The following is a 22,405-nucleotide window of genomic DNA, read 5'->3' as shown; positions in this document are numbered from 1 at the left end:
TCAACTGTCGATGCGGATCCAAGTGGTCTTGAGCTCGGTGTACTTGTCGAACGCATGCAGCGACTTGTCGCGTCCGTTCCCGCTCTGCTTGTAGCCGCCGAAGGGAACGGTGATGTCGTCTTCGTCGTACTGGTTCACGTGCACGGTGCCGGCCCGCAGCGCGCGGGCCACGCGGTGTGCGCGGTTGAGGTTGCTGCTCCAGACACTGGCCTGCAGGCCGTAGCTGGAGTCGTTCGCCATGGCGATGGCTTCTTCCTCGGTCTTGAAGCGGATGACCGAGAGCACCGGGCCGAAGATTTCTTCACGGGCGATCTTCATGCCGTTGGCCACGCCGTCGAACACGGTGGGCTGCACGTAGAAGCCGCCGGTCTCGGCGCGGGCCTGCTCGCCGCCGGCGACGATCTTCGCGCCTTCGCGGCGGCCGGCCTCGATGTAGCCGAGCACCGTCTTGAGCTGCGTGTCGTCGACGAGGGCGCCCATCTCGGTCTTCGCATCGAGCGGGTCGGCCGGTTGGTGCGCGGGTGCCGTGCCGGCGACGACCTTCACGAAGTCGTCGGCGATGCTCTCGTGCACGAACACGCGCGAGGGCGCGTTGCACGACTCGCCCTGGTTGAAGAACATGCTGCCGGCCACGGTCTTGGCGGCGCGCTCGAGGTCATCGAAGTCGGGGAACACGACGAAGGCCGACTTGCCGCCGAGCTCGTTGTAGACGCGCTTCAGGTTGCTCCGGCCGGCGTACTCGAGCATCTTGCGGCCCACGCGGGTGGAGCCGGTGAAGCCGATGGCGTCGACGTCCATGTGCAGCGCGAGCGCCTCGCCCGCCTCGTGGCCGTAGCCGGGCACGACGTTGAACACGCCTTCGGGCAGGCCGGCCTCGATGGCCAGCTCGGCCAGTCGCAATGCCGTGAGCGGCGATTTCTCGCTCGGCTTCAGCACGACTGAGTTCCCCGCCGCCAGCGCCGGCCCGAGCTTCCAGGCGGCCATGATCATCGGGTAGTTCCAGGGCACGATGGCGCCGATCACACCCATGGGCTCGCGCGTGATGAGCGCGAGCGCGTTGTGCGGCGTCGGCGCGACCTCGTCGTAGACCTTGTCGATGGCCTCGCCGTACCAGCCGATGCAGCGCACCGCGAGTGCCACGTCGACCGACAGGCTGTACTGGATGGGCTTGCCCATGTCGAGCGTCTCCAGCAGCGCCAGCTCTTCGCGGGCGGCGTGGATCTTCTCGGCGAAGCGGACCAGCAGCTGCTTGCGCGCGGCCGGGGCTTGTGTCGACCAACGGCCATCGGCAAAGGCCTGGCGGGCGCTGGCGACGGCAGCATCGACGTCGCGCTGCCGGCCGCGGGCGACCTGCGTCAGCGTGCGGCCATCGATCGGCGAGACGCAGCCGAAGGTTTCGCCATCCACCGACGGCACGCGCTGGCCGCCGATGAAGGCCCGACCGTCGTACGAGATGGCCGCGGCGCGGGCATGCCAGTCGGGTTGCGGTCGGTTCATCGGCACTCCAGGCAGGTCAGAAACTCACCACCACGCCAAGGCCGATCAGGTGGTTGGTCTTCTTGTAGCCGCCGTTCTTGGCGTCGAGGAACACGGCCTCGGTGGCGCGGTCCATACGGTACTCGGCCTTGAGCGTGGTGTTGAGGTTGAAGAGGTAGCCCACGCCCATGGAAAGGGCAAAGCGGTTGGTGCCTTTCTCCGTGTCGTTCTGCGTCCAGGTGCCGGTGCCGTCGTCGGTCCAGCCGGGACCGATGCCGTTGCGGTCGTCAGACGCGGTGTAGCCCAGCAGGCCGCCGCCGTTCTTGCGGTTGTTGAGGTAGTCCATGCGCAGGATGCCCTCGAAGCGCGGCGTGAACTTGTGGGCCGCCAGCGTGGAGATGCCCCACCAGCGCGCGTCTCGCAGGTCGCCCGTCACCGGGTCGACGCTGATCGCGGCCTTGCGCTGCATGCCGTAGCTGAGCTGGGCCTGGGCCGTCCAGTCGCCGCGGATGAAATAGGCGTCGAACTCGAAGAGGTGCACCGTCGAGTCGCGCTGCGGGATCGGCTCGCCGAGGCCGTCGACGATGTTTTCGGTGAAGTTGGCCGCCTTGCCGTGCGTGCCCGCGAAGCCGAAGCCCTGGAACTCGCCGCGCGAGTAGTCCACCCGGTAGGCAAACACCGGCGAGCGCTCGCGCTGGTCGCGCATGCTCTTGTTCATGTTGGCGACCACGCCCTTGTAGATCCACTTGCCGCGCACGATCTCCATGCCCGCGCCGGTGTAGGCAGTGGGCAGGGTGAAGTCGAACAGCAGGTTGTGCGTGATGAGCTTGTTGAGCGTGGGCTGCAGGTACTCGTAGCCCGACCAGTCGGGAATCTGCCCGGCGATGAAGCGGGTCTGCAGGTCGGACAGCGGAATGGAGACCGAGGCTTCGTGGACCGGTGAGTTGCCATCGAACACCGACCCCACGCCCCGGTTGGGCGCGAGCGTGAAGCGCCACTTGGTGCCGCCTTCCAGCTCCTTCTGGAAGTCGAGGATGGCCATGCCGAAGTAGGAGTTGTCGTAGTTGTAGCCGCCGTCTTCCACCTTGTTCAGGAACTGGAAGCCCGAGCGCCGCTGCAGCTTGTTGTAGATGAAGCTCGGGTCCATCTGGCCGCTGATCTTCAGCAGGCGGAAGCCCATGGATTCCTGGCTGTCTTCCAGCGCTTCGGTCTTGATGGCGATGCGGTTGAAGTCCTGCTTCTCCTGCTCGGTCATGCCGCCGGTCGCCGGCTTGCTTTCGGCGTCCTTCAGCTTCTTCTCGAGTGCATCGACCTTCTCCTTCAACGCCCGTTGCTCGCGCCGCAACTCGTCGATGGACTGTGCCGTCGCGCCCAGCGGAAAGGCGGCGAGCAGTGCCAGGGCCAGGGCGCTCAGGTGCCGGTTGTTGTTCTTCATCGGTTCTCTCCTTGTGGCTGCAGGGTGGGGACGTCTTCAGGAACTCATGATCGATAGGCTTCGGCCATCTCGCGCTGGCGCTCCCGCTCGTGGCGCGCGATCAGCCAGCTGGCGAACGCGACGGCGATGGCAACGACGAGCACGACCAGCGTGGCCACCGCGTTGATGCTCGGGCTCAGGCCCAGGCGGGCGCGCGAGAAGATGACTTGCGGCATGGTGGTCGCACCCGGCCCCGAGAGGAAGGCGGAGAGCACCACGTCGTCGAGCGACAGCGTGAAGGTGAGCAGCCAGGCCGACAGCAGCGACTGCGCGATCATCGGCAGCGTGACGAGCGTGAAGACCTGCCAGGGGCGGGCGCCGAGGTCCATCGCGGCTTCTTCGAGCTGCGGGTTCAGGTCGCGCAGGCGCGCCTGGATGACGACCGTGGCGTAGGCCAGCCCGAGCAGCATGTGGCCCATCCAGATGGTGAGCATGCCGCGCTCGGGCACGCCGACCATGCGCTGCACCGACACCAGCGTGAGCAAGAGCGACAGGCCGATGATCACCTCGGGCATCACGAGCGGTGCGCTCACCATGCCCGAAAAGAGCGTGCGCCCGGGGAAGCGCCGGTACTTGACGAGCGCAAACGCGGCCAGCGTGCCCAGCACCACCGAGCCGCAGGCGGTGAAGAAGGCGATCTTGATCGAGAGCCAGAAGCCGGCGAGCAGCTCGCGGTCCTCGGGGAGCTGCGTGTACCACTGCAGCGTGAAGCCCCGCCACAGGTTGGGGATGGGCGAGTCGTTGAACGAGTAGATGACCAGCGCGGCGATCGGCAGGTAGAGGAAGAGGTAGCAGGCCGACAGCCAGCCGCGGCCGAACCATTTGTTGAGGCCGTTCATCGACGGGCCTCCTGCGCCTCAGCCTGGTATTTGCTGAAGAGCGCGAGCGGCACGATGATGAGCAGCACCATCACCACGGCCACGGCGGACGCCATCGGCCAGTCGTTGTTGCTGAACATCTCGTCCCACATCACGCGGCCGATCATCAGCGTCTGCGGGCCGCCCAGCAGCTCGGGGATCACGAGCTCGCCCACGCAGGGGATGAAGACGAGCATGCTGCCGGCGATGATGCCGGCCTTGGACAGGGGCACCGTCACCTTCCAGAACGCGACCCAGGCGGTGGCGCCGAGGTCGGCCGCCGCTTCGAGCAGTCGCAGGTCCATCTTGGCGAGGTTCGCGTAGAGGGGCAGCACCATGAAGGGCAGGTAGGTGTAGCTCATGCCCAGCACGAGCGAAAAGGGCGAGTTCAGGAGCTGCCCCGGTGACGCAATGAGACCGAGCGCCACGAGCCCGTGGTCGAGCCCGAGGCCGGTGATGAGCGTGTGCGCCCAGCCGTGGTCGCTGAGCAGACCCTTCCAGGCGTAGACGCGCAGCAGCAGCGAGGTCCAGAAGGGAAGCATCACCAGCAGCAGCAGGGCGGGCTGCACGGTGGGCCTGGCACGCGCCATGAAGTAGGCGAAGGGGTAGCCGAAGAAGAGGCACAAGCCGGTGGCGATGGCCGAGTACTTGAGGCTCGACAGGTAGGTCTTGAAGTAGAGGTCGTCTTCGGCGATGAAGAGGTAGTTGCGCAGCTGGATGGCGAACTGCAGGGTGCCGTCCTTGAAGGTGATGAGGTCCTTGAAGTGGACCGTCTCCATCTCGGAGACGCTGATCTTCAGCACCACCAGGAAGGGCAGCAGGAAAAACGCGAACAGCCAGAGATAGGGCAGGCCGATCACGGCGCTGCGACCCCGCGCCAGTGCGTGCAGGCGCGTCGCGAGCTTCATGCGGTGAGCACCACCTGGGCGGTGGGCGACCAGTGCGCCCACACGCTGTCACCCCGCGCGATCGGCAGGTCGTAATGGCGCTCGGTGTTGCTCTCGCTGACCTTGAGCTGTTTCCCGTTCGCGAGCAGCAGGTGGTAGACGGTGTAGCTGCCGAAGTACGACATGTCCTTCACCGTGCCCTGCACCTGGTTGTGCGGGCTGTGGGGGCTGGCGGGTGGCGCGGCGTCGAGGCGGATCTTCTCGGGCCGCACTGCCACCGTGACCGGCATGCCCTCGGTGCCGGTGATGCCGTGCCCCACGTAATGGGTGCAGCCGTCGCAGGTGATCACCACGTGGTCCGGCTGGTCGACGGTGAGCGTGCCGTCCATCAGGTTGACGTTGCCGATGAAGTCGGCCACGAAGCGGGTGGCAGGTGTCTCGTACACCTCTTCCGGCACCCCCACCTGCAGGAGGCGGCCCTCGCTCATGATGCCGATGCGCGTGGCCATGGTCATGGCCTCTTCCTGGTCGTGCGTGACCATCACGCAGGTCACGCCCACGTTGTGGATGATGTTGACGAGCTCGATCTGGGTTTCTTCGCGCAGCTTCTTGTCGAGTGCGCCGAGGGGCTCGTCGAGCAGCAGCAGCTGCGGTTTCTTGGCGAGGCTGCGCGCGAGCGCCACCCGCTGCTGCTGGCCGCCGGAGAGCTGGTGCGGCTTACGCTTGGCGTACTTGCCGAGCTGCACGAGCTTGAGCATGTCGTCGACCTGGGCGGCGATCTTGTCTTTCGGCAGGCGGTCGCGCCTGAGGCCGAAGGCGATGTTGTCCCAGACCGTGAGGTGGGGGAAGAGCGCATAGCTCTGGAACATCATGTTCAGCGGCCGCTCGTAGGGCGCGAGGCCGGCGAGGTCCTGACCGTTGAGGACGATCCTGCCGGTGGTCGGTGTCTCGAAGCCGGCCAGCATGCGCAGCAGCGTGGTCTTGCCGCAGCCCGAGGAGCCCAGCAGCGCGAAGATCTCGCCCTTCTCGATGTCGAGGCTGACGTCGTTGACGGCTTTGACGCCGTCAAAGTCTTTCACCACCTGCTGAATTTGCAGGAATGCCATGCCGGCGCCTCCGGGGAATCAGAGGCCGGTCTTGAACGAGGTGTAGGTGCGTGTCATCAGGCGCCGCAGATCGTTGGCGATCGCATCGGGCGCCGACATCTTCTTCATCTCCGACTCGGGCGGGAACACCGTCGGGTTGTTCGCCACCTCGGGCTTGATGAACTTCTTCGATTCCTTGTTGGGGTTGGCGTAGAACACCTTGTTGGTGAGCGACGCGTGCACCTCGGGCTTCAAGATGTAGTTGATGAACTTGTGCGCATTACCGGGGTGGGCGGCGTCATTCGGGATCACCATCACGTCGAAGAAGAGCAGGCCGCCGGTCTTGGGCAGCAGGGCCTCGATCTTCTGGCCGGTCTTGCCGTCGATGGCGCGCTGGCGGGCGATGTTGATGTCGCCCGACCAGCCGAGCGCCACGCAGATCGAGCCGCCCGCCATGTCGTTGATGTAGCCCGACGAGCTGAAGAGCGTGACGTAGGGGCGGATGGTCTTCAGCAGGTTGGCCGCGGCCTGGTAGTCGGCGGCGTTCTTGCTGTAGGCGGGCTTGCCCAGGTAGTAGAGGGCGGCCGGCACCACCTCGGTGGGCGAATCCAGGAAGGAGACGCCGCAGCTCTTGAGCTTGCTGATGTATTCGGGTTTGAAGACGAGGTCCCAGGCGTTGTCGGGCATCGGCGTGCTGCCGAGCGCGGCCTTCACCTTGTCGACGTTGATGCCCACCGTGGTGTAGCCCCACAGCCAGTTGACCATGTACTGGTTGCCCGGGTCGAGCTTGGCGAGCTGCGCCTGCACGTCGGCGTCGAGGTTCTTGTAGTTGGGGATCAGGCTGCGGTCGATCTTGCGCAAGAGGCCGCCGTCGATCTGCAGCTTGGCCCAGTGCGAGGAGGGCACGACGATGTCGTAGCCAGTCTTGCCTGCCACCAGCTTGGCGTGGACGATCTCGTTGTTGTCGAAGTTGTCGTAGCGGACCTTGATGCCCGTCTCTTTCTCGAAGTTCCGGATCGTGTCTTCGGCGATGTAGTCGGACCAGTTGTAGATGTTGAGGACTTTTTCTTCCTCCTGCGCCGTGGCTGCCGTGCCCCAGATCAGGGCCGTTGCCGCCATCACCGCACCCACCACACCAGCCATTCGCTTCATCGCTCTCTCCTTGATGTTGGGATCTGTTTGCTGCGCGAGTCTAGGCAGCGCATCCATGGGGCGCTCTAGAGGCAAACCCCGTGCCAGTTACCGCGGCCTTACCACCATCCGCGTTGCTTCAACTCCTGTTGTGTCAGGTCGAGACACTTCCTGATCAGCGCGGCCATCTCGTCGATCTGCGCCTTGGTCATCACGAGGGGCGGCGCGACGATCATGCGGTCGCCGACGGCGCGCATGATGAGACCGTTGCCGAAGCAGTGCGCGCGGCAGACCATGCCGACCTCGAGCTTGCCGTCGAACATCTCGCCCGAGGCCTTGTCTTTCACGAGCTGCAGCGCGCCCATCATTCCGCAGGTCTGGGCTTCGCCGACGAGCGGGTGGTCGGCGAGCGCGGCGAACTTCTCGGCGAGATAGGGCCCGATCTCGGTGCGCACGCGCTCGACCAGGCCTTCGCGCTGCACGAGCTTGATGTTCGCCAGGCCCACCGCGCAGGCCACCGGGTGACCCGAATAGGTGTAGCCGTGGTTGAACTCGCCGCCTTCCTCGATCAGCACCTTGGCGACACGCTCGCCGACCATCACGCCGCCGAGCGGGATGTAGCCCGAGGTCACGCCCTTGGCGAAGGTCATGAGGTCGGGGGTGTAGCCAAAGGTCTCGCAGCCGAACCACTGGCCGGTGCGGCCGAAGCCGCAGATCACCTCATCTGACACGAGCAGGATGCCGTGCTGGTCGCAGATGCGCTGGATCTCGGGCCAGTAGGTGGCGGGCGGCACAATCACGCCGCCGGCGCCCTGGATGGGCTCACCGATGAACGCGGCGACCTTGTCGGCGCCGATCTCCTGGATCCTCGCCTCCAGCGCGCGCGCGGCCTTCAGGCCGAACTCGTCGCGGCTGAGCGTCCGGTCGCTCTCGAACCAGAACGGCTGCTCGATGTGCACGATGCCGGGGATGGGCAGGCCGCCTTGTTCGTGCATGCCGCTCATACCGCCCAGCGAGGCGCCGGCCATGGTGGAGCCGTGGTAGGCGTTGTGGCGACTGATGATGACGCTGCGCTGTGGCTGGCCTTTCAGGTCCCAGTAACGACGCACCATGCGCACGATGGTGTCGTTGCCCTCCGACCCCGAGCCGCTGAAGAACACATGCTTGAACTGCGGCGGCGTCACCTGCGCCAGCAGTTCGGCGAGTTCGATCGCCGGCGGCGTGGTGGTCTGGAAGAAGGAGTTGTAGAAGGGCAGGGTTTCGAGCTGCTTCGTGGCCGCATCGATCAGCTCGCGCCGGCCGTAGCCGACGTTCACGCACCACAGGCCCGACATCGCGTCGAGGATCTTTTTGCCTTCGCTGTCCCAGAGGTAGATGTTGTCGGCGCGCGTGATGATGCGCGAGCCTTTGCGGGCCAGCGACTTGAAGTCGGTGAAGGGATGCAGGTAGTGCGAGGCGTCGGCGGCCTGCCAATCTTTCGTGGTGCGGGTCATGGTCGTGGCCTCAGACATGCAGCAGCAGGTGTTCGCGTTCCCAAGGCGAGATCACCTTCATGAACTCGTCGTGCTCGATCTCCTTGATCTCGGAGTAGACGGTGATGAACTCCTTGCCGAGCACGTCGTGCAAGTCCTTCTCGTCGTCGAGCCAGCCAAGCGCTTCGCTCAGCGAACGGGGCAACTGGTACTCGGAGAGGTAGGCGTCGCCCTTGCACTCGGGCGAGGGCTCGATGCGGTTCTTCATGCCGAGGTAGCCGCAGGCCAGCGTGGCAGCGAGTGCGACATACGGGTTGGCATCGGCACCGATCACGCGGTTTTCGATGCGGCGTGCCGAGGGCGTCGCCACCGGCGAGCGGATGCCGACGGTGCGGTTGTCGGTGCCCCACTGGATGTTGATCGGCGCCGACATCGAGCGTGCGAGCCGCCGGTACGAGTTGACGTAGGGCGCGAAGAGCGCCATCGCGGCCGGCGTGTACTTCTGCAGGCCACCGATGTACCAGTAGAACTCCTTGCTCGGCGAGCCGTCCGGGTTGCTGAAGATGTTCTGGCCGCTGCCCGAGTGCACCACGCTCTGGTGCACATGCATCGCGCTGCCGGGTTCGTTGGCCATGGGCTTGGCCATGAAGGTGGCATACATCTCGTGGCGCAGCGCCGTCTCGCGGATGGTGCGCTTGAAGAAGAACACTTCGTCGGCCAGCCCGAGCGGGTGGTCGTGGAAGAAGTTGATCTCCATCTGACCCGCGCCAACTTCGTGGATCAGCGTGTCGACGTTGAGCTCCATCTGCTCGCAGTAGGCGTAGATGTCTTCGAACAGCGGGTCGAACTCGTTGACCGCGTCGATCGAATAGGCCTGGCGGGAGGTCTCCGCACGGCCGCTGCGGCCCTTGGGCGGGCGCAGGGGCGTGTTGGGGTCGGAGTTGCGCTCGACGAGGTAGAACTCGAGTTCAGGCGCGACCACCGGGTTCCAGCCCTCGGCGGCGTAGAGGTCGCAGATGCGGCGCAGCACCGAGCGCGGCGCATAGGGGATGAGGTTGCCGTCGCGGTCGAAGCAGTCGTGGATCACCTGCGCGGTCGGGTCCACCGCCCAGGGCACGATGCGCACCGTGCTCGGGTCGGGGCGCAAATGCATGTCGCGGTCGGTCGCGTGGATGACGTCGTAGTACGGGCCTTCGTCGGGAAACTCACCCGTGACGCCGATGGCGACGATGGCTTCGGGCAGGCGCATGCCGCGGTCTTCGGTGAATTTCTCGCGCGGCAGGATCTTGCCGCGCGCCACGCCGGTGAGGTCGGGCACGAGGCACTCGATCTCGGTCACGCGGCGGTCGTTGAGCCACTGCTCGAGGTCGCTGAAGCTGAAGTTGTTCTTGTCCACCATGAGGGCACCTGTCTGGATCGGTTGGCCGGCGGGCAGCACCGGCGGTCGTTGCCATGAAGGCAACACTAGCGATCCGGGTCAGGCTGGCGGTGGCGGTCGCGGTAGGCGCGGCAGGCGTCGCCGAAAGCGGTGAACAGTTGAACGGAGATGGGGTTGCTGGCGGCCTTCCACTCGGGATGCCACTGCACGCACAGGTTGAAGCCCGGGGCGTTGGCCATCGAGAAGGCTTCGATCAGGCCGTCAGGGGCGCGGGCTTCGACGCGCAGGCCGGGGGCCAGTTGCTTCACGCCTTGGCCATGCGCGGTGTTCACCTGGAATTCGCGCGTGCCGACGATGGGCTCGAGGGCGCCGCCCGCTTCGACGATCACCTCATGGGCAAAGTCGTACTGCTCTTCGGGCGTCTTGTCGGTGATGCCGCGGTGGTCTCGCTGGCCGGGCACTTCCTGCACCGCCTGGTAGAGGCTGCCGCCGAGCGCGACATTCGCTTCCTGGAAACCGCGGCAGATGGCGAAGAGCGGGATGCCGCGTGCCAGCGCGCGCGGGATCATGGGGAGCGTCCAGGCGTCGCGGTCCTGGTCGAGGGGAAGGCTCGGGTCGTACACGTCTTCGCCGAAGTGGCTGGGGTGCACGTTGGACGGCGAGCCGGTGAGCAGCACACCGTCGGCGTGGTCGAGCAGCTCATCGATCTCGTCGGACTGCACGAAGGGCACGATCAACGGCAGGCAGCCGGCGAGCCGGATCGCGTCGATGTACTTCTTTCCAGCGATGTGGAAGGGGTGTTGACCGACCATGCGGTTGCAGGCGGGAACCAGGACCGCGGGTTTGCGGGCAGGCGCGGAGGCGGGAAGGGCGCTCATTGGGCTTGCTGCACGCCGGTTCTTGGCCGGGTTGCACTGGGCTTGCTGTTGACCATGTGTATGCAAACAGTTTGCCTGCCCGGCGGGCGAAGTCAACTCGGGCGCGCGCCCCGCATGGGCATCCTCACAACAGATCGCGCAGCCGGTAGTACGCCATGCCGAGCACGAGCGCCGGGGTGCGCAGCATGCGGCCGCCGGGGAACGGGCGATGCTTCAGCCGAGCGTAGACGTCGAAGCGCTCGGCTTGCCCTGTGATGGCTTCGGCGACGAGCTTGCCGGCCAGGCCAGTCAAGGCAACGCCGTGGCCCGAGAACCCCTGGAGGTGGTACACGTTCGGATGCAGGCGCCCGAAATCGGGCGCGCGGTTCATCGTGATGTCGACGAAGCCGCCCCAGGCGTGGGCGATGCGCGTGGCGCTGAGCTGCGGAAAGCTCTGCGCCATGCGGCGCTGCATGCTGGCCGCGAGGTTTGCGGGCGTGGCGGTGCTGTAGCTCACGCGGCCGCCATACAGCATGCGGTGGTCGGCGGTGGGGCGGAAGTAGTCGAGCACGAAGTTGGTGTCGCACACCGCCGAGCGGCTGGGGATGAGGCGCTGCAGCAGTGCCGGCTCCAGTGGCTCGGACGCCACGATGTAGGTCCCGACCGGCATGATGCGTTTTTCGAGTTCGGGTGCGAGGCCTTGCAGGTAGACGTTGCCGGCCAGCAGCGCATGTGCGGCGCGCACGTCGCCTTGGGGCGTCTGCAGGCGCACGGTCGCCGCGGGGGTGATGGCGGTGACCGGGGTCTCTTCGAAGATCTGGACGCCCAGGCTTGTGGCGGCGCGGGCCAGGCCCATCGTGTACTTCAGCGGGTTCAGGTGGCCGGAGCGTGCGTCGTGAAAGCCGCTGTGGAACCGCGGGCTGTCGATCCAGCGCGGCAGGTCGGCCGGGGCGATCCAGGTTGCGTCGTAGCCGTAGCGCTGCTGCATCCGCTCGAACCAGGTGCGCAATGCACGGCCTTTGCGCGCATTGACGGCGAGGCTCAGGTAGCCGGGCTGCCATTCGCAGTCGATGCCGAAGCGGGTGCAGCGCTGGGTGATGAGGTCGAGCGCTTCGAGCGTCGTGTCCCACACCGTGCGGGCGGCGTCGTCGCCCAGCTGGTCTTCGATCGTGGACTGGTCGCAGGCCAGGCCGGCGATGACCTGGCCGCCGTTGCGACCCGATGCGCCGGCCCCGACCCGGCGGGCTTCGAGCACCGCGACACGGAAGCCGCGTTCCGCCAGTTCGATGGCCGCCGACAGGCCCGCAAGGCCCGCGCCGACGATGGCCACGTCGACGTTCAGGTCACCGCGCAGAGGAGGGCGGGGCGAGCGCCCGGGCGCTGTCGCGTCGTAGTACGAATCGCGGGCCAGCGCGTCGTCGGTGGCGAGAAAACCCACCACGCGAGCGTCAGGCGGCGCGTTTCAAGGCATCGGAGATCGTGCCGATGATCTGGTCGATGTGCTTGTTCTCGATGATGAGCGGCGGCGAGAGCGCGATCGTGTCGCCGGTCGTGCGGATCAGCAGGCCCTTTTCCCAGCAGTCGAGGAAGACCGAGAACGCGCGCTTGCCCGGCTGGCCGTCGATCGGCTTCAGCTCGATGCCGCCGACGAGGCCGATGTTGCGCACGTCGACCACGTTCGGGTGGTCGCGCAGCGAGTGCACGGCGTTCTCGAAGGTGGCGGCCATCTTCGAGCCGCGGGTCAGCAGGCCTTCTTCGGCATAGGTGTCGAGCGTGCCCAGTGCGGCGGCACACGCGAGCGGGTGGCCTGAGTAGGTGTAGCCGTGGAAGAACTCGATCAGGTGCTCCGGGCCGGTCATGAAGGCGTCATGGATCTTCTGGCTCGCGAAGACGGCGCCCATCGGCACGCAGCCGTTGGTGAGGCCCTTGGCGACGGTCATCAGGTCGGGCGTCACGCCGAAATGCGTGGCGGCAAAGGGCGAGCCCAGGCGGCCGAAACCGGTGATGACCTCGTCGAAGATCAGCAAGATGCCGTGCTTGTCGCAGATGGCGCGCAGGCGTTCCAGGTAGCCCTTGGGTGGGATGAGCACGCCGGTGGAGCCCGCGACGGGCTCGACGATCACCGCCGCGATGGTCGAAGCGTCGTGCAGCGCCACGAGGCGCTCGAGGTCGTCGGCCAGGTCGGCGCCCTGCTCAGGCTGACCCTTGGTGAACAGATTGCGCGTGTCATGCGTGTGGCGGATGTGGTCCACGCCTGAAAGCAGCGAACCGAACATCTTGCGGTTGGCCACCATGCCGCCCACCGAGATCCCGCCGAAATTCACCCCGTGGTAGCCACGTTCGCGGCCGATGAGGCGGGTGCGGGAGCCTTCGCCGCGTGCGCGGTGGTAGGCGAGTGCGATCTTGAGCGCGGTGTCGACCGACTCCGAACCCGAGTTCGTGTAGAAGACCTTGCTGAGCCCCGGCGGTGTCAGCTTGACCAGCCGTTCGGCCAGCTCGAACTGCTTGGGGTGGCCCATGTTGAAGGGCGGCGCGAAGTCCATCTCGGCCGCCTGCGCGCGGATTGCCTCCACGATCTTCGGCCGGGCATGGCCCGCGTTCACGCACCAGAGGCCGGCAATGCTGTCGAGAACCTGCCGGCCTTCCGGCGTCCAAAAGTGCATGCCCTCGGCGCGTGAAATGAGGCGCGGTGCTTGCTTGAACTGCCGGTTGGCGGTGAAGGGCATCCAGTAGGCCGCGAGCTGGTCGTTCATCGAGGGCGCTCCTCAAAAAGGGGTGATTTGTCGGCTGAATGAAATGGCATTCGATCGGAGGGCTAGCAAATGACGAAGGCACATCGCGAACTGATCGTACGACTGTCGTCGCGTGCCGTCAGGCAGCTTGGCCTTTCCGCTCCGATGCGAATGCGTTTGGTGCCCATGCTTTCGCATTGAGGAACGATCGTTTCGCGATATGAGAAGCGAGCTTGCTGCGGCGCCGCAGTTTCTCTCGTATCGGAAAACTTGATTTCGCATCCAGAAATGATGCGGCTAAGTCTTTGATTTGATTGGAGTAGACAGCGTGTCTTATATAAGACATAAGTCTTCCGCTTCTCGCATTGCACCGCTATGCTTCCGTCAGTTTTCTGTCGCGTTCCTCTTCTCTCAAACCTCTGGAGTTCGTCATGACCAGTCAGACCCGTGAGCAACAAATCGCCGCCCTCGAAAAGGATTGGGCCACCAACCCGCGCTGGAAGGGCGTGAAGCGCGGCTACAGCGCCGCCGACGTCGTGCGCCTGCGCGGCAGCCTGCAGCCCGAGTACACGCTGGCCAAGCGCGGCGCCGAAGTGCTGTGGGAGAAGGTCAATGGCGGCGCCAAGAAGGGCTACGTGAACGCGTTCGGCGCGATCACCGCCGGTCAAGCCATGCAGCAGGCCAAGGCAGGCCTCGAGGCCGTGTACCTGTCGGGCTGGCAAGTCGCCGCCGACGGCAACACCTCGGAAACCATGTACCCCGACCAGTCGCTGTACGCCTACGACTCGGTGCCGACCATGGTCCGCCGCATCAACAATACCTTCAAGCGTGCCGACGAGATCCAGTGGTCGCGCGGCATCGGCCCCGGCCACAAGGAGTTCATCGACTACTTCCTGCCCATCGTGGCTGACGCGGAAGCCGGTTTCGGTGGCGTGCTGAACGCCTTCGAACTGATGAAGAACATGATCGCCGCGGGCGCTGCCGGCGTGCACTTCGAAGACCAGCTGGCCGCCGTGAAGAAGTGCGGCCACATGGGCGGCAAGGTGCTCGTGCCGACTCAAGAAGCCTGCGAGAAGCTGATCGCTGCCCGCTTCGCCGCCGACGTCATGGGCGTGCCGACCATCGTGCTGGCCCGTACCGACGCTGAAGCTGCCAACCTGATCACCAGCGACCACGACGCCAACGACAAGCCCTTCCTGACCGGTGAGCGCACGCAAGAAGGCTTCTACCGCGTGAAGAACGGCCTCGAGCAGGCCATCAGCCGCGGTGTCGCCTACGCGCCGTACGCCGACCTGGTGTGGTGCGAAACCGGCACGCCCGACATCGGCTTCGCCCGTGAATTCGCGCAAGCCGTGCACGCCAAGTGCCCGGGCAAGCTGCTGTCGTACAACTGCTCGCCGTCGTTCAACTGGAAGAAGAACCTCGACGACAAGGCCATCGCCGAATTCCAGCAGAAGCTGTCGGACCTGGGCTACAAGTACCAGTTCATCACGCTGGCCGGCATCCACATCAACTGGTACAACACGTTCCAGTTCGCTCACGCCTACGCCCGCGGCGAAGGCATGAAGCACTACACGGAAATGGTGCAGGAGCCGGAATTCGCAGCCCGCGAGCGCGGCTACACCTTTGTGTCGCACCAGCAGGAAGTGGGCGCCGGTTACTTCGACGACGTGACCACCGTGATCCAGGGCGGTTCGTCCTCGGTCAAGGCGCTGACGGGTTCGACGGAAGAAGAGCAGTTCCACTGATCTTCTTCTCCGCAGCTCTCTCGTTGAGCTGTTGATGTGGTGGGTTTGAGGCCCGGGAGTCTTTGGCTCCCGGGCTTTTTCTTCGGTCTCAGCGCAAGCGGCCCACGTAGCGGGTGCTGCCCGGGTCGAATTCGCTGTCGCGAAATGCCTGCCGTGCAGGTGCCGCAGGCAGCGGCGACTGGGCCGGTGCCTGCCTGGCCGTGGGGCGCACCCCGCCGAGCAGCACGCCCTCGAGCTTGTTCGCCCATTCATCCAGGTCGGCCTGCTTTTCGGCACGGGCGATGCGGATGACCTCGATGGCGTACTCGTGGCTCTTCACCAGCCACTCCACGTCGGTCACGCGCCCCACCTTGCGGCGCAGCAGCACGTGCAGATGGGCAGCGATGGCGAATTTTTCGTTCTCCAGCATTCGTGTTCCCTCGTGGATGCCTCACTCGATGCGTTCACCGTGCTGGCTCAGGTCCAGCCCGTCGTGTTCGTGTTGCGGCGAGACGCGCAGGCCGACCAGCAGATCGACGAGCTTCAGGATCAACCCCGTGACCACCGCGCTGTACACCAGCGTGGCCACGGCCCCCATGGCTTGGGCACCGATCGAGCCGTCCGCACCGCCGATCGCCTTGCTGGCCAGCACACCGGTGAGCAAGGCTCCGATGAGGCCGCCGATGCCATGCACGCCGAAGACGTCGAGCGAGTCGTCGGCGCCCAGCAGGCGCTTGAGCCCGGTGGCACCCCAGTAGCAGCCGAGGCCTGCGATGGCGCCGATCAACACCGCCGATTTCGCGTCGACAAACCCCGAGGCCGGCGTGATGGCCACCAGCCCCGCCACCGCGCCGCTGCACAGCCCGAGCAAGGTCGGCCGGCCGCGCAGCAGCCATTCGCCCAGCATCCATGAGAGCGCCGCCGCCGAAGCGGCCAGTTGCGTGACCAGGATGGCGAGGCCCGCGCGCCCGTCGGCGGCCGCGGCCGAACCGCCGTTGAAGCCCAGCCAGCCGATCCAGAGCAACGCGGCCCCGACCATCGTGTGCGCGAGGTTCGACGGCATCAGCGCCACCTGGCCATAGCCGCGGCGGTGGCCGAGCATCCAGGCGCAGACGAGGCCTGCCGCACCGGCATTGATGTGCACCACGGTGCCGCCCGCGAAGTCGAGCACGCCACGCGCGGCGAGCCATCCCGAGGGCTCCCACACCCAGTGCGCCACCGGCGCGTACACCAGCAGCGACCACAGCCCCATGAACCAAAGCAGGGCAGAAAAGCGCATGCGCTCGGCAAACGCCCCGACGATCAGGGCGGGCGTGATGATCGCGAAGCTCATCTGGAACATCGCGAACACCGACTCCGGCACCGCCGTGGCGAGGTGATGGACGGACAACTGGCCGCTGGCCTTGTCGAAGAACAGCGTCCCCAGGAGCAGCGCCGACAGGTCGCCGATGAAGGGCCCGCCCGGCATGAAGGCGAGGCTGTAGCCCGCCACGAACCAGATCAGGCTCGCCAGCGCGCACACGGCGAACACCTGCGCCATGGTGGCCAGCACGTTCTTCTTGCGCACCATGCCGGCATAGAAGAGCGCAAGCCCTGGGATCGTCATCAGCAGCACGAGCGCCGTGGAGGTGAGCATCCAGGCGGTGTCGCCGCTGTTGATCTGCGAGGCGGCCACGCGGGTGGGCCGTGTGGGGGCCGCAGCGGGTGTCGTGGGGGCGGCCGAGGCCGCCGTCGCCACGCTGCTCAGTTCAGGTGCCGAGGCCGCCTGCGCGTGCGCCGTGGTCGGCCATGCCGCCAGCACCACGATGAGCCAGAAGACAAAGAGCAGAACGACAACTTTCGCCGACTCGCGATGACCCGCCTGACTGCGCCAACCCATGAAGAGATCGCCCCGAAGCCCGTGGAGGCTTGCGGTCGAGCAAGTTCCAGGCCCGTGGCTGGGGGCCTGTCGGCCGCGGGAGCGAGTTCACGCGGCGGGCGTCACATCGACGCTTCGATCATCTGGCGGTATTCCACGGGCGTGGCCACGCGCGGGTTGGTCTTGTGGCAGTGGTCCTTCAGGGCACCTTCGATGATCCGGTCGAAGAGGTCTTCGCCGACGCCCATCGCGCGCAGGCCCGAGGGCAGGCCGAGGCGGCGGTTGAGGTCGCGCAGGGCTTCGGCCAGCTCCGTGCCTTTCGAGTCGCACGAGCCGATGCCGATCGCATGCGCCATGCGCTGCAGGCGCTGCTCCTTCTGGATGGACTCGGCCGCGGCGTTGAACTTCACCACCTCGGGCAGGAACATCGCGTTGAGCGTGCCGTGGTGCAGCTTCGGGTTCGCGCCACCCAGGCTGTGGCTCAGCGAGTGCACCGCGCCCAGGCCTTTCTGGAAGGCCATCGCGCCTTGCATGCTGGCGCTCATCATGTTCCAGCGTGCTTCGCGGTCGGCGCCGTTTTCGGTGGCGCGCACGATGTGCTTCCAGCCGCGCTCCAGGCCGTCGAGGGCGATCCCGTCGGCGGGTGGGTTGACCGCGGGTGCCATGAAGGTTTCCATGCAGTGCGCGATGGCGTCCATGCCGGTGGCGGCGGTGAGCAGCGGCGGCAGGCCCATGGTGAGCTCGGGGTCGCAGATCGCGGTCTTGGGCAGCAGGTGCCAGCTGTGGAAGCCGAGCTTGCGGCCGTCGTCGACGATCACGATGGCGCCTCGTGCGACCTCGCTGCCCGTGCCGGCGGTGGTGGGCACGGCGATCACCGGCGCCACGGCCTCGGTGATCTTCGGGCTGCCCCCTTCGATGGTGGCGTAGGTCTTCAGCGGGCCGGGGTGCGTGGCGGCGATCGCGACGCCCTTGGCCAGGTCGATGCTGGAGCCGCCACCGACGGCGATCAGCCCGTCGCAGCCTTCGCGCTGGTAGACCTCGACCGCCGCGCGCACCGCCGCTTCGGTCGGGTTGAAGGGCGTCTGGTCGAACGCGGCATGTGGCGTCTTGCCGAGCGCGGTGAGGGCCTTGTCGAGCACACCTGCCGCGCGGATGCCGGGGTCCGTCACCACCAAGGGCTTCTTGATGCCTGTGCGCTCGCACTCCTGAGGCAGCAGGTTCACGGTGCCGAAGTCGAGCTGGATCTGGGTCAGGTAATAGATGAAGGCCATGATGAACTGCTGACGAGAGGAGAAGGGATCTGGCCAGTATGCTCTGGCCCCTGGCCTGCCTCCATCGGGTCATCCCATAAAGCTCACGCGTGAGTCGCCATCTCCTGACCCCCACCATGCGCAGCCTGCTGGAGCGCATCCACCGCGCCGGCGTGCCGCCGCTGCATTCGATGCCGGTCCGCGACGCCCGCAAGGCGTACACGCTGCGTTCCGAAGTGCTGGACCTTCCTCGCGCGCCCCTTGCACGCGTCGAAGACATCACCATCCCCGCCGCCGATGGCACGCCCCTGGAAGCGCGCCTGTACGCGCCCTCGACCGCCGTGCTGCCGCTGATGCTCTACACGCACGGCGGCGGGTTCACCATCGGCAACCTGGAAACGCACGACAGCCTGTGCCGCCAGTTCGCCCTGCGCAGTGGTGTGGCGGTGGTCGCGCTGCACTACCGCTTGGCGCCCGAACATCGCTTCCCCGTGGCCGTCGACGACACCTGGTCGGCGATGACGTGGCTGTCTCGACACGGCGCGACGCTCGGCCTCGATGGCACCCGCCTCGCCGTGGGCGGCGACAGCGCCGGCGGCACGCTGGCCGCCGTGGCCGCACTCCATGCGCGCGACATCGGCCTGCCGCTCGCGCTGCAGCTGCTCATCACCCCCGGCACCACCGCGCATCAGGACACCGCCTCGCACGAGCAGTTCGAGAGCGGCTTCCTGCTCGAAGGCGAGGGCATCGACTGGTTCTTCAACCACTACATCGACCGCGCCCATCGCGAAGACTGGCGCTTTGCGCCACTCAACGCCGACGACGCCGAGGGCGTGGCCCCAGCCTGCTTCATCCTCGCCGAATGCGACCCGCTGGTCGACGAAGGCATCGCCTATGCCGACAAGCTGCGCGCGGCCGGCGTGGCGGTCGACCTCGATCTCTACCGCGGGGTCACGCACGACTTCATCAAAATGGGGCGTGCGCTGCCCGAAGCGATTGCCGCGCTCGATGCCGCATCCCTGGCCCTCCAGAAAGCCCTGACACCATGAAAAGAAGTGAATTCCGCTTCGCCGAGCGCCTGCGTGTGCGCTGGGTCGAAGTCGACATGCAGAAGATCGTCTTCAACGGCCACTACCTGATGTACTTCGACACCGCCGTCGGCGGCTACTGGCGCGCACTCGCCATGCCGTACAACGAGACGATGGAGTACCTGGGCGGCGATCTCTTCGTGCGCAAGTCGACCGTCGAATACCTCGGCTCGGCCCGCTACGACGACGTGCTCGACATCGGCGTGCGCTGCGCCCGCATCGGCAACTCATCGCTGGTGTTCCAGTGCGCCGTCTTCCGCAACGACCAGGCGCTGGTGACCGGCGAGCTGGTCTACGTCTTCGCCGACCCGGCGACGCAGACCTCGAAGCCGGTGCCGCAGGAGCTGCGCGAGGTGCTGCAAGGCTTCGAGGCCGGCAAGACCATGGTCGACGTTCGCGTGGGCGGCTGGGACGAGCTCGGCAAGGATGCACGCCACATCCGCACCACCGTCTTCATCGAGGAGCAGGGCATCCCGAAGGAAATGGAGTGGGACGAGGCCGACCCCGACCCGGGCTGCGTGCACGCCGTCGCGTACAACCGATTTGGCCAGCCGCTGGCAACGGGACGCCTGCTGGAGCACGTGCCGGGTGTGGCGAAGATCGGCCGCATGGCGGTGTCACAGACGATGCGCGGCAGCGGCGTCGGCCACGCGGTGCTGGAAGCGCTGATGAAAGCCGCGCGTGAGCAGGGCTACCGCGAGGCGGTGCTGCATGCGCAGATGTCGGCGGCGGCGTTCTACACGCGCGCTGGCTTCATCACGCGCGGGGCGATGTTTGAAGAAGTGGGAATCCCGCACATCGAGATGGTGCGTTCTCTTTAGCAACCTGATTCCCGCGAAAACGGGAATGACGGGCCGGTCCGATCAGACGCCGACCGATTGCCTGCGCCGCCGCGAGCCTTCGGGCTTGAGCAGGCTGCGCACACGGGTCTTGCGGGCAGGCTCGGCGGGCGACTCTTCGCTTTCGGTCACCACGCCCTGTGCCGCCGGGGCCTCCGAGGCCTCTTCGGTGTAGCGGGGCGGCCAGTCCTTGAGCGACGAGCGGCGCAGCAGCGCCATGCCGCCGGTGGGGCTGTAGGTGCGCTCCAGCACATGGGTCACGAGGCGCTTGTTCACGCGCTCGGTGATCACGAGCGTGGTGCTGCGGGTGCCGTAGTTGCCGTCGGCCGTGCGGATGAAGGCCGAGGACAAGGCCTTCTCCAACTCGTGCGGCACGCCGGTCATCGGCAGCTGTTCATCGGGCGCCGGCGTGCGGTCGCCCATGGCATCGAACAACTCCACTGCCAGCGTGTCGAGCGACTCGGCGCTGTCGATGGACTCGCGCACGCGCTCCTTGAGCGAGGTCACCTTGGGCCAGGGCGTGTCGAGCGAAGCATTCGACAGGCCGTACAAGCCGCGCTCCAGGCGCATCGGGTTCAGGTCCCGGCTGGAAGCGAAGAAGCATTCGCCGCGTCGGAAGTCGGCCGCAATGAGGTTGAAGCCGTTGTAGCCCGACAGCGCGGTGTGCATCCAGAAGCGGTCGGCGGTCAGGTCGCCGTTGAGCCAGCGGGTGACGATGCTGCCGCGCGAGGGCGCGTTCGGGTCGCGGTTCGCCGGGTCGCGCACGTTGGTGATGAGCGCGAGGCGGCCCTTGGCGGTGAGGCCGAGCCAGGTGCCACCGGCTTCGAGGTCGCGGCCACCCAGGATGTCGGGCTGGCCCGCACCGGGCGACCACCACGCCAGGCGTGCGGCCGGGCGCTGGAAGAATTCATCGCGGTTGGCCGCGATCACGAGGGGGAAGCGCCGCGACTGGTCGAGCGCGATGGCGACTAGGCACATGCGTCGAACCTCTCGGTGTGGCGAGCGCCCTCGATCCAGGGCGCGAGGCTCAGGGCAGCGTGTTCGATTGCGGCTTGCAGCGCGCCATCGATGCCATCAGGGGAGGAGTAGGTTTCCATCCAGGTATGCAGTCCATCTGCCGCTTCGGGGCGGCGCAGCAGCCGGGCCTGCAAGCCGGGATGGCGTACGCGCAACTCGGTCTGCATGCGCGACACCTGGGCGTGCAAGACGCTGGCGTTCTCTTGTGTCGCTCGATAGTAGATGAACAACTCGCGCACGATCCGCCTCCGCTGAGCAGCGCCGTGAACTGTTGCCGCGCTGGCGCAGCGCGTTGGGTCAGGCGGCGTCCGCCACCGGCAACAAGTACGGCAATTCCTCACGAATGAGGGCCGGCCCGTCTGCCGAACCCACGTGCACCGTGCCGCCTTCCAGCGCCGTGAGCTTCAGCTCGACCAGCGCGAGCGGCGAGGCGGCATTCACGACGAGCCCGGCCGGTTGCGACGGATCGGCGTCATGGAAGACTTCCTGCCCGGCCTGCAATGCCGCGCTGCTGCTGAAGAGGAAGCTGCGCCGCTTGATCGTGCCGCGGTACTGGCTGCGTGCCACCACCTCCTGGCCGGGATAGCAGCCCTTCTTGAAGTCGACGCCGCCCAGCACTTCGTAGTTGAGCATCTGCGGCACGAACTGGTCGACCGTGGCCGCTTCGATGCGCGCCACGCCGCTCTTCACCTCGCTCACGCGCCAGGCCGCTTCGTCGAGGGCGGGCAGGGCCGGCGGGGTCACGTCGAGCGGAGCGGCCCACAGGAAGCGTGCGGTGCCGTCCACATCGGGCAGGCGCACCACGTCCGCGCCTTCGTGCGTGGTCTTCCCCCACACCGTCGACGGTGCCGCGGAGCCAAGCCACGCCTGGGCCGACGGGCCAGTCAGGCCGAGCAGGCGCCATTGCGGCGACGCATCGCTCAGCTTGCATTTCGCCCGCAGCACGAACATCGACAGGCGCTTCTGCGTGGCCGCCAGCAGGTCGGCGCTGCAGGCGAGCAGGATGTCGTCGCCGCTGCGCTTCCAGCCGATGAAGCTCGCGAGCAGGCGGCCCTTGGCCGAGCAGTAGCCGGCGAGCCGCGCCTCGGCAGTGCCGAGCAGCGAGAAGTCGTTGGTGAGCTGGCTGTGGAGGAAGCTGGCGGCGTCGTCGCCTTGCGCGCGGATCAGGCCCCAGTGCGGCAGCGGTGCCGCACCGTCCAGTGCAGAAGAGGTCGTCATGCGGCGATTATCATCAGCCGCCATGATCTCAGTGCGCGAGGGTATGTTCAGCCGCAACG

At 66.6% G+C, this 22,405-nt stretch carries 20 protein-coding genes; 3 read left to right on the top strand and 17 right to left on the bottom strand.

The genetic code is table 11. The features are described 5' to 3' along the window. From JI745_RS03130 to JI745_RS03080, 11 genes are all read right to left on the bottom strand, one after another. On the bottom strand, positions 1 to 1,497 hold the full coding sequence (locus JI745_RS03130; RefSeq protein WP_201803666.1) for an aldehyde dehydrogenase: 1,497 nt from the start codon (positions 1,495 to 1,497) through the stop codon (positions 1 to 3). A gap of 16 nt (positions 1,498 to 1,513) precedes the next feature. Continuing rightward, positions 1,514 to 2,911 (bottom strand): DUF3138 family protein, encoded by a 1,398-nt coding sequence (locus JI745_RS03125; protein WP_201803665.1) that lies wholly within the window; start codon positions 2,909 to 2,911, stop codon positions 1,514 to 1,516. A 44-nt stretch (positions 2,912 to 2,955) separates the two neighbouring features. Beyond that, positions 2,956 to 3,789, bottom strand: coding sequence for an ABC transporter permease (locus JI745_RS03120; RefSeq protein ID WP_201803664.1), 834 nt, complete (start codon positions 3,787 to 3,789; stop codon positions 2,956 to 2,958). Next, positions 3,786 to 4,715, bottom strand: a complete 930-nt coding sequence (locus JI745_RS03115) for an ABC transporter permease (RefSeq protein WP_201803663.1) — start codon at positions 4,713 to 4,715, stop codon at positions 3,786 to 3,788. The genes JI745_RS03120 and JI745_RS03115 overlap by 4 nt, the downstream gene beginning before the upstream one ends. Beyond that, entirely contained in the window at positions 4,712 to 5,800 is a 1,089-nt protein-coding gene (locus JI745_RS03110; protein WP_201803662.1) for an ABC transporter ATP-binding protein, read from the bottom strand. Before JI745_RS03110 ends, JI745_RS03115 begins: the two co-directional genes overlap by 4 nt. An 18-nt stretch (positions 5,801 to 5,818) precedes the next feature. Then, positions 5,819 to 6,922 (bottom strand): polyamine ABC transporter substrate-binding protein, encoded by a 1,104-nt coding sequence (locus tag JI745_RS03105; RefSeq protein WP_404932839.1) that lies wholly within the window; start codon positions 6,920 to 6,922, stop codon positions 5,819 to 5,821. A 107-nt stretch (positions 6,923 to 7,029) separates the two neighbouring features. Then, positions 7,030 to 8,403, bottom strand: coding sequence for an aspartate aminotransferase family protein (locus tag JI745_RS03100; protein WP_201803660.1), 1,374 nt, complete (start codon positions 8,401 to 8,403; stop codon positions 7,030 to 7,032). 10 nt (positions 8,404 to 8,413) lie between these two features. Continuing rightward, positions 8,414 to 9,781, bottom strand: a complete 1,368-nt coding sequence (locus tag JI745_RS03095) for a glutamine synthetase family protein (protein WP_201803659.1) — start codon at positions 9,779 to 9,781, stop codon at positions 8,414 to 8,416. A gap of 65 nt (positions 9,782 to 9,846) precedes the next feature. Continuing rightward, entirely contained in the window at positions 9,847 to 10,638 is a 792-nt protein-coding gene (locus JI745_RS03090; protein ID WP_201803657.1) for a gamma-glutamyl-gamma-aminobutyrate hydrolase family protein, read from the bottom strand. Between the two features lie 124 nt (positions 10,639 to 10,762). Then, positions 10,763 to 12,055: an FAD-binding oxidoreductase gene (locus JI745_RS03085; RefSeq protein WP_201803656.1), complete on the bottom strand. Its 1,293-nt coding sequence runs from the start codon at positions 12,053 to 12,055 to the stop codon at positions 10,763 to 10,765. A 10-nt stretch (positions 12,056 to 12,065) separates the two neighbouring features. Further along, entirely contained in the window at positions 12,066 to 13,370 is a 1,305-nt protein-coding gene (locus JI745_RS03080) for an aspartate aminotransferase family protein (protein WP_201803655.1), read from the bottom strand. Between the two features lie 410 nt (positions 13,371 to 13,780). On the opposite strand from JI745_RS03080, the gene aceA reads away from it, so the two are divergent. After that, positions 13,781 to 15,097, top strand: a complete 1,317-nt coding sequence (gene aceA, locus JI745_RS03075) for an isocitrate lyase (protein WP_201803654.1) — start codon at positions 13,781 to 13,783, stop codon at positions 15,095 to 15,097. A gap of 88 nt (positions 15,098 to 15,185) precedes the next feature. Here the strand turns inward: aceA and JI745_RS03070 are convergent, their stop codons facing one another. The 3 genes from JI745_RS03070 to JI745_RS03060 all read right to left on the bottom strand — a co-directional run bounded on the left by JI745_RS03070 (position 15,186) and on the right by JI745_RS03060 (position 18,205). Then, complete coding sequence (locus JI745_RS03070; protein ID WP_201803653.1) at positions 15,186 to 15,506, bottom strand: hypothetical protein; 321 nt, start codon at positions 15,504 to 15,506, stop codon at positions 15,186 to 15,188. 21 nt (positions 15,507 to 15,527) lie between these two features. After that, positions 15,528 to 16,955, bottom strand: coding sequence for an ammonium transporter (locus tag JI745_RS03065; RefSeq protein ID WP_201803652.1), 1,428 nt, complete (start codon positions 16,953 to 16,955; stop codon positions 15,528 to 15,530). Between the two features lie 101 nt (positions 16,956 to 17,056). Next, positions 17,057 to 18,205, bottom strand: a complete 1,149-nt coding sequence (locus JI745_RS03060; RefSeq protein WP_201803651.1) for an iron-containing alcohol dehydrogenase — start codon at positions 18,203 to 18,205, stop codon at positions 17,057 to 17,059. 116 nt (positions 18,206 to 18,321) lie between these two features. On the opposite strand from JI745_RS03060, the gene JI745_RS03055 reads away from it, so the two are divergent. Further along, entirely contained in the window at positions 18,322 to 19,233 is a 912-nt protein-coding gene (locus JI745_RS03055; RefSeq protein WP_201803650.1) for an alpha/beta hydrolase, read from the top strand. After that, positions 19,230 to 20,093, top strand: coding sequence for a YbgC/FadM family acyl-CoA thioesterase (locus JI745_RS03050; protein WP_201803648.1), 864 nt, complete (start codon positions 19,230 to 19,232; stop codon positions 20,091 to 20,093). Before JI745_RS03055 ends, JI745_RS03050 begins: the two co-directional genes overlap by 4 nt. Positions 20,094 to 20,135: 42 nt before the next feature. Here the strand turns inward: JI745_RS03050 and JI745_RS03045 are convergent, their stop codons facing one another. Genes JI745_RS03045 through JI745_RS03035 form a run of 3 tightly spaced genes read right to left on the bottom strand, consistent with a single transcriptional unit; the run spans position 20,136 to position 22,370 of the window. Next, positions 20,136 to 21,089, bottom strand: a complete 954-nt coding sequence (locus JI745_RS03045; protein WP_201803647.1) for an NRDE family protein — start codon at positions 21,087 to 21,089, stop codon at positions 20,136 to 20,138. Then, the gene (locus tag JI745_RS03040) at positions 21,080 to 21,367 is read right to left on the bottom strand and encodes a DUF4936 family protein (protein WP_201803645.1); all 288 of its coding nucleotides are present in this window, start codon (positions 21,365 to 21,367) and stop codon (positions 21,080 to 21,082) included. Before JI745_RS03040 ends, JI745_RS03045 begins: the two co-directional genes overlap by 10 nt. 58 nt (positions 21,368 to 21,425) lie before the next feature. Further along, positions 21,426 to 22,370, bottom strand: a complete 945-nt coding sequence (locus JI745_RS03035; protein ID WP_404932794.1) for a YgfZ/GcvT domain-containing protein — start codon at positions 22,368 to 22,370, stop codon at positions 21,426 to 21,428. Positions 22,371 to 22,405: the final 35 nt, after the last annotated feature.

The sequence above is a fragment of the Piscinibacter sp. HJYY11 genome, assembly GCF_016735515.1.
Lineage (GTDB): Bacteria > Pseudomonadota > Gammaproteobacteria > Burkholderiales > Burkholderiaceae_C > Rhizobacter.
The sequence above is the reverse complement of the archived record's forward strand: the minus strand, read 5'-3'. Positions and strand labels throughout refer to the sequence as shown.

Coding starts and splice junctions, on each gene's coding strand:
- JI745_RS03130 (WP_201803666.1), bottom strand. CDS start 1,497: ATGAACCGACCGCAACCCGACTGGCATGCCCGCGCCGCGGCCATCTCG.
- JI745_RS03125 (WP_201803665.1), bottom strand. CDS start 2,911: ATGAAGAACAACAACCGGCACCTGAGCGCCCTGGCCCTGGCACTGCTC.
- JI745_RS03120 (WP_201803664.1), bottom strand. CDS start 3,789: ATGAACGGCCTCAACAAATGGTTCGGCCGCGGCTGGCTGTCGGCCTGC.
- JI745_RS03115 (WP_201803663.1), bottom strand. CDS start 4,715: ATGAAGCTCGCGACGCGCCTGCACGCACTGGCGCGGGGTCGCAGCGCC.
- JI745_RS03110 (WP_201803662.1), bottom strand. CDS start 5,800: ATGGCATTCCTGCAAATTCAGCAGGTGGTGAAAGACTTTGACGGCGTC.
- JI745_RS03105 (WP_404932839.1), bottom strand. CDS start 6,922: ATGGCTGGTGTGGTGGGTGCGGTGATGGCGGCAACGGCCCTGATCTGG.
- JI745_RS03100 (WP_201803660.1), bottom strand. CDS start 8,403: ATGACCCGCACCACGAAAGATTGGCAGGCCGCCGACGCCTCGCACTAC.
- JI745_RS03095 (WP_201803659.1), bottom strand. CDS start 9,781: ATGGTGGACAAGAACAACTTCAGCTTCAGCGACCTCGAGCAGTGGCTC.
- JI745_RS03090 (WP_201803657.1), bottom strand. CDS start 10,638: ATGAGCGCCCTTCCCGCCTCCGCGCCTGCCCGCAAACCCGCGGTCCTG.
- JI745_RS03080 (WP_201803655.1), bottom strand. CDS start 13,370: ATGAACGACCAGCTCGCGGCCTACTGGATGCCCTTCACCGCCAACCGG.
- aceA (WP_201803654.1), top strand. CDS start 13,781: ATGACCAGTCAGACCCGTGAGCAACAAATCGCCGCCCTCGAAAAGGAT.
- JI745_RS03070 (WP_201803653.1), bottom strand. CDS start 15,506: ATGCTGGAGAACGAAAAATTCGCCATCGCTGCCCATCTGCACGTGCTG.
- JI745_RS03065 (WP_201803652.1), bottom strand. CDS start 16,955: ATGGGTTGGCGCAGTCAGGCGGGTCATCGCGAGTCGGCGAAAGTTGTC.
- JI745_RS03060 (WP_201803651.1), bottom strand. CDS start 18,205: ATGGCCTTCATCTATTACCTGACCCAGATCCAGCTCGACTTCGGCACC.
- JI745_RS03055 (WP_201803650.1), top strand. CDS start 18,322: ATGCGCAGCCTGCTGGAGCGCATCCACCGCGCCGGCGTGCCGCCGCTG.
- JI745_RS03050 (WP_201803648.1), top strand. CDS start 19,230: ATGAAAAGAAGTGAATTCCGCTTCGCCGAGCGCCTGCGTGTGCGCTGG.
- JI745_RS03045 (WP_201803647.1), bottom strand. CDS start 21,089: ATGTGCCTAGTCGCCATCGCGCTCGACCAGTCGCGGCGCTTCCCCCTC.
- JI745_RS03035 (WP_404932794.1), bottom strand. CDS start 22,370: ATGGCGGCTGATGATAATCGCCGCATGACGACCTCTTCTGCACTGGAC.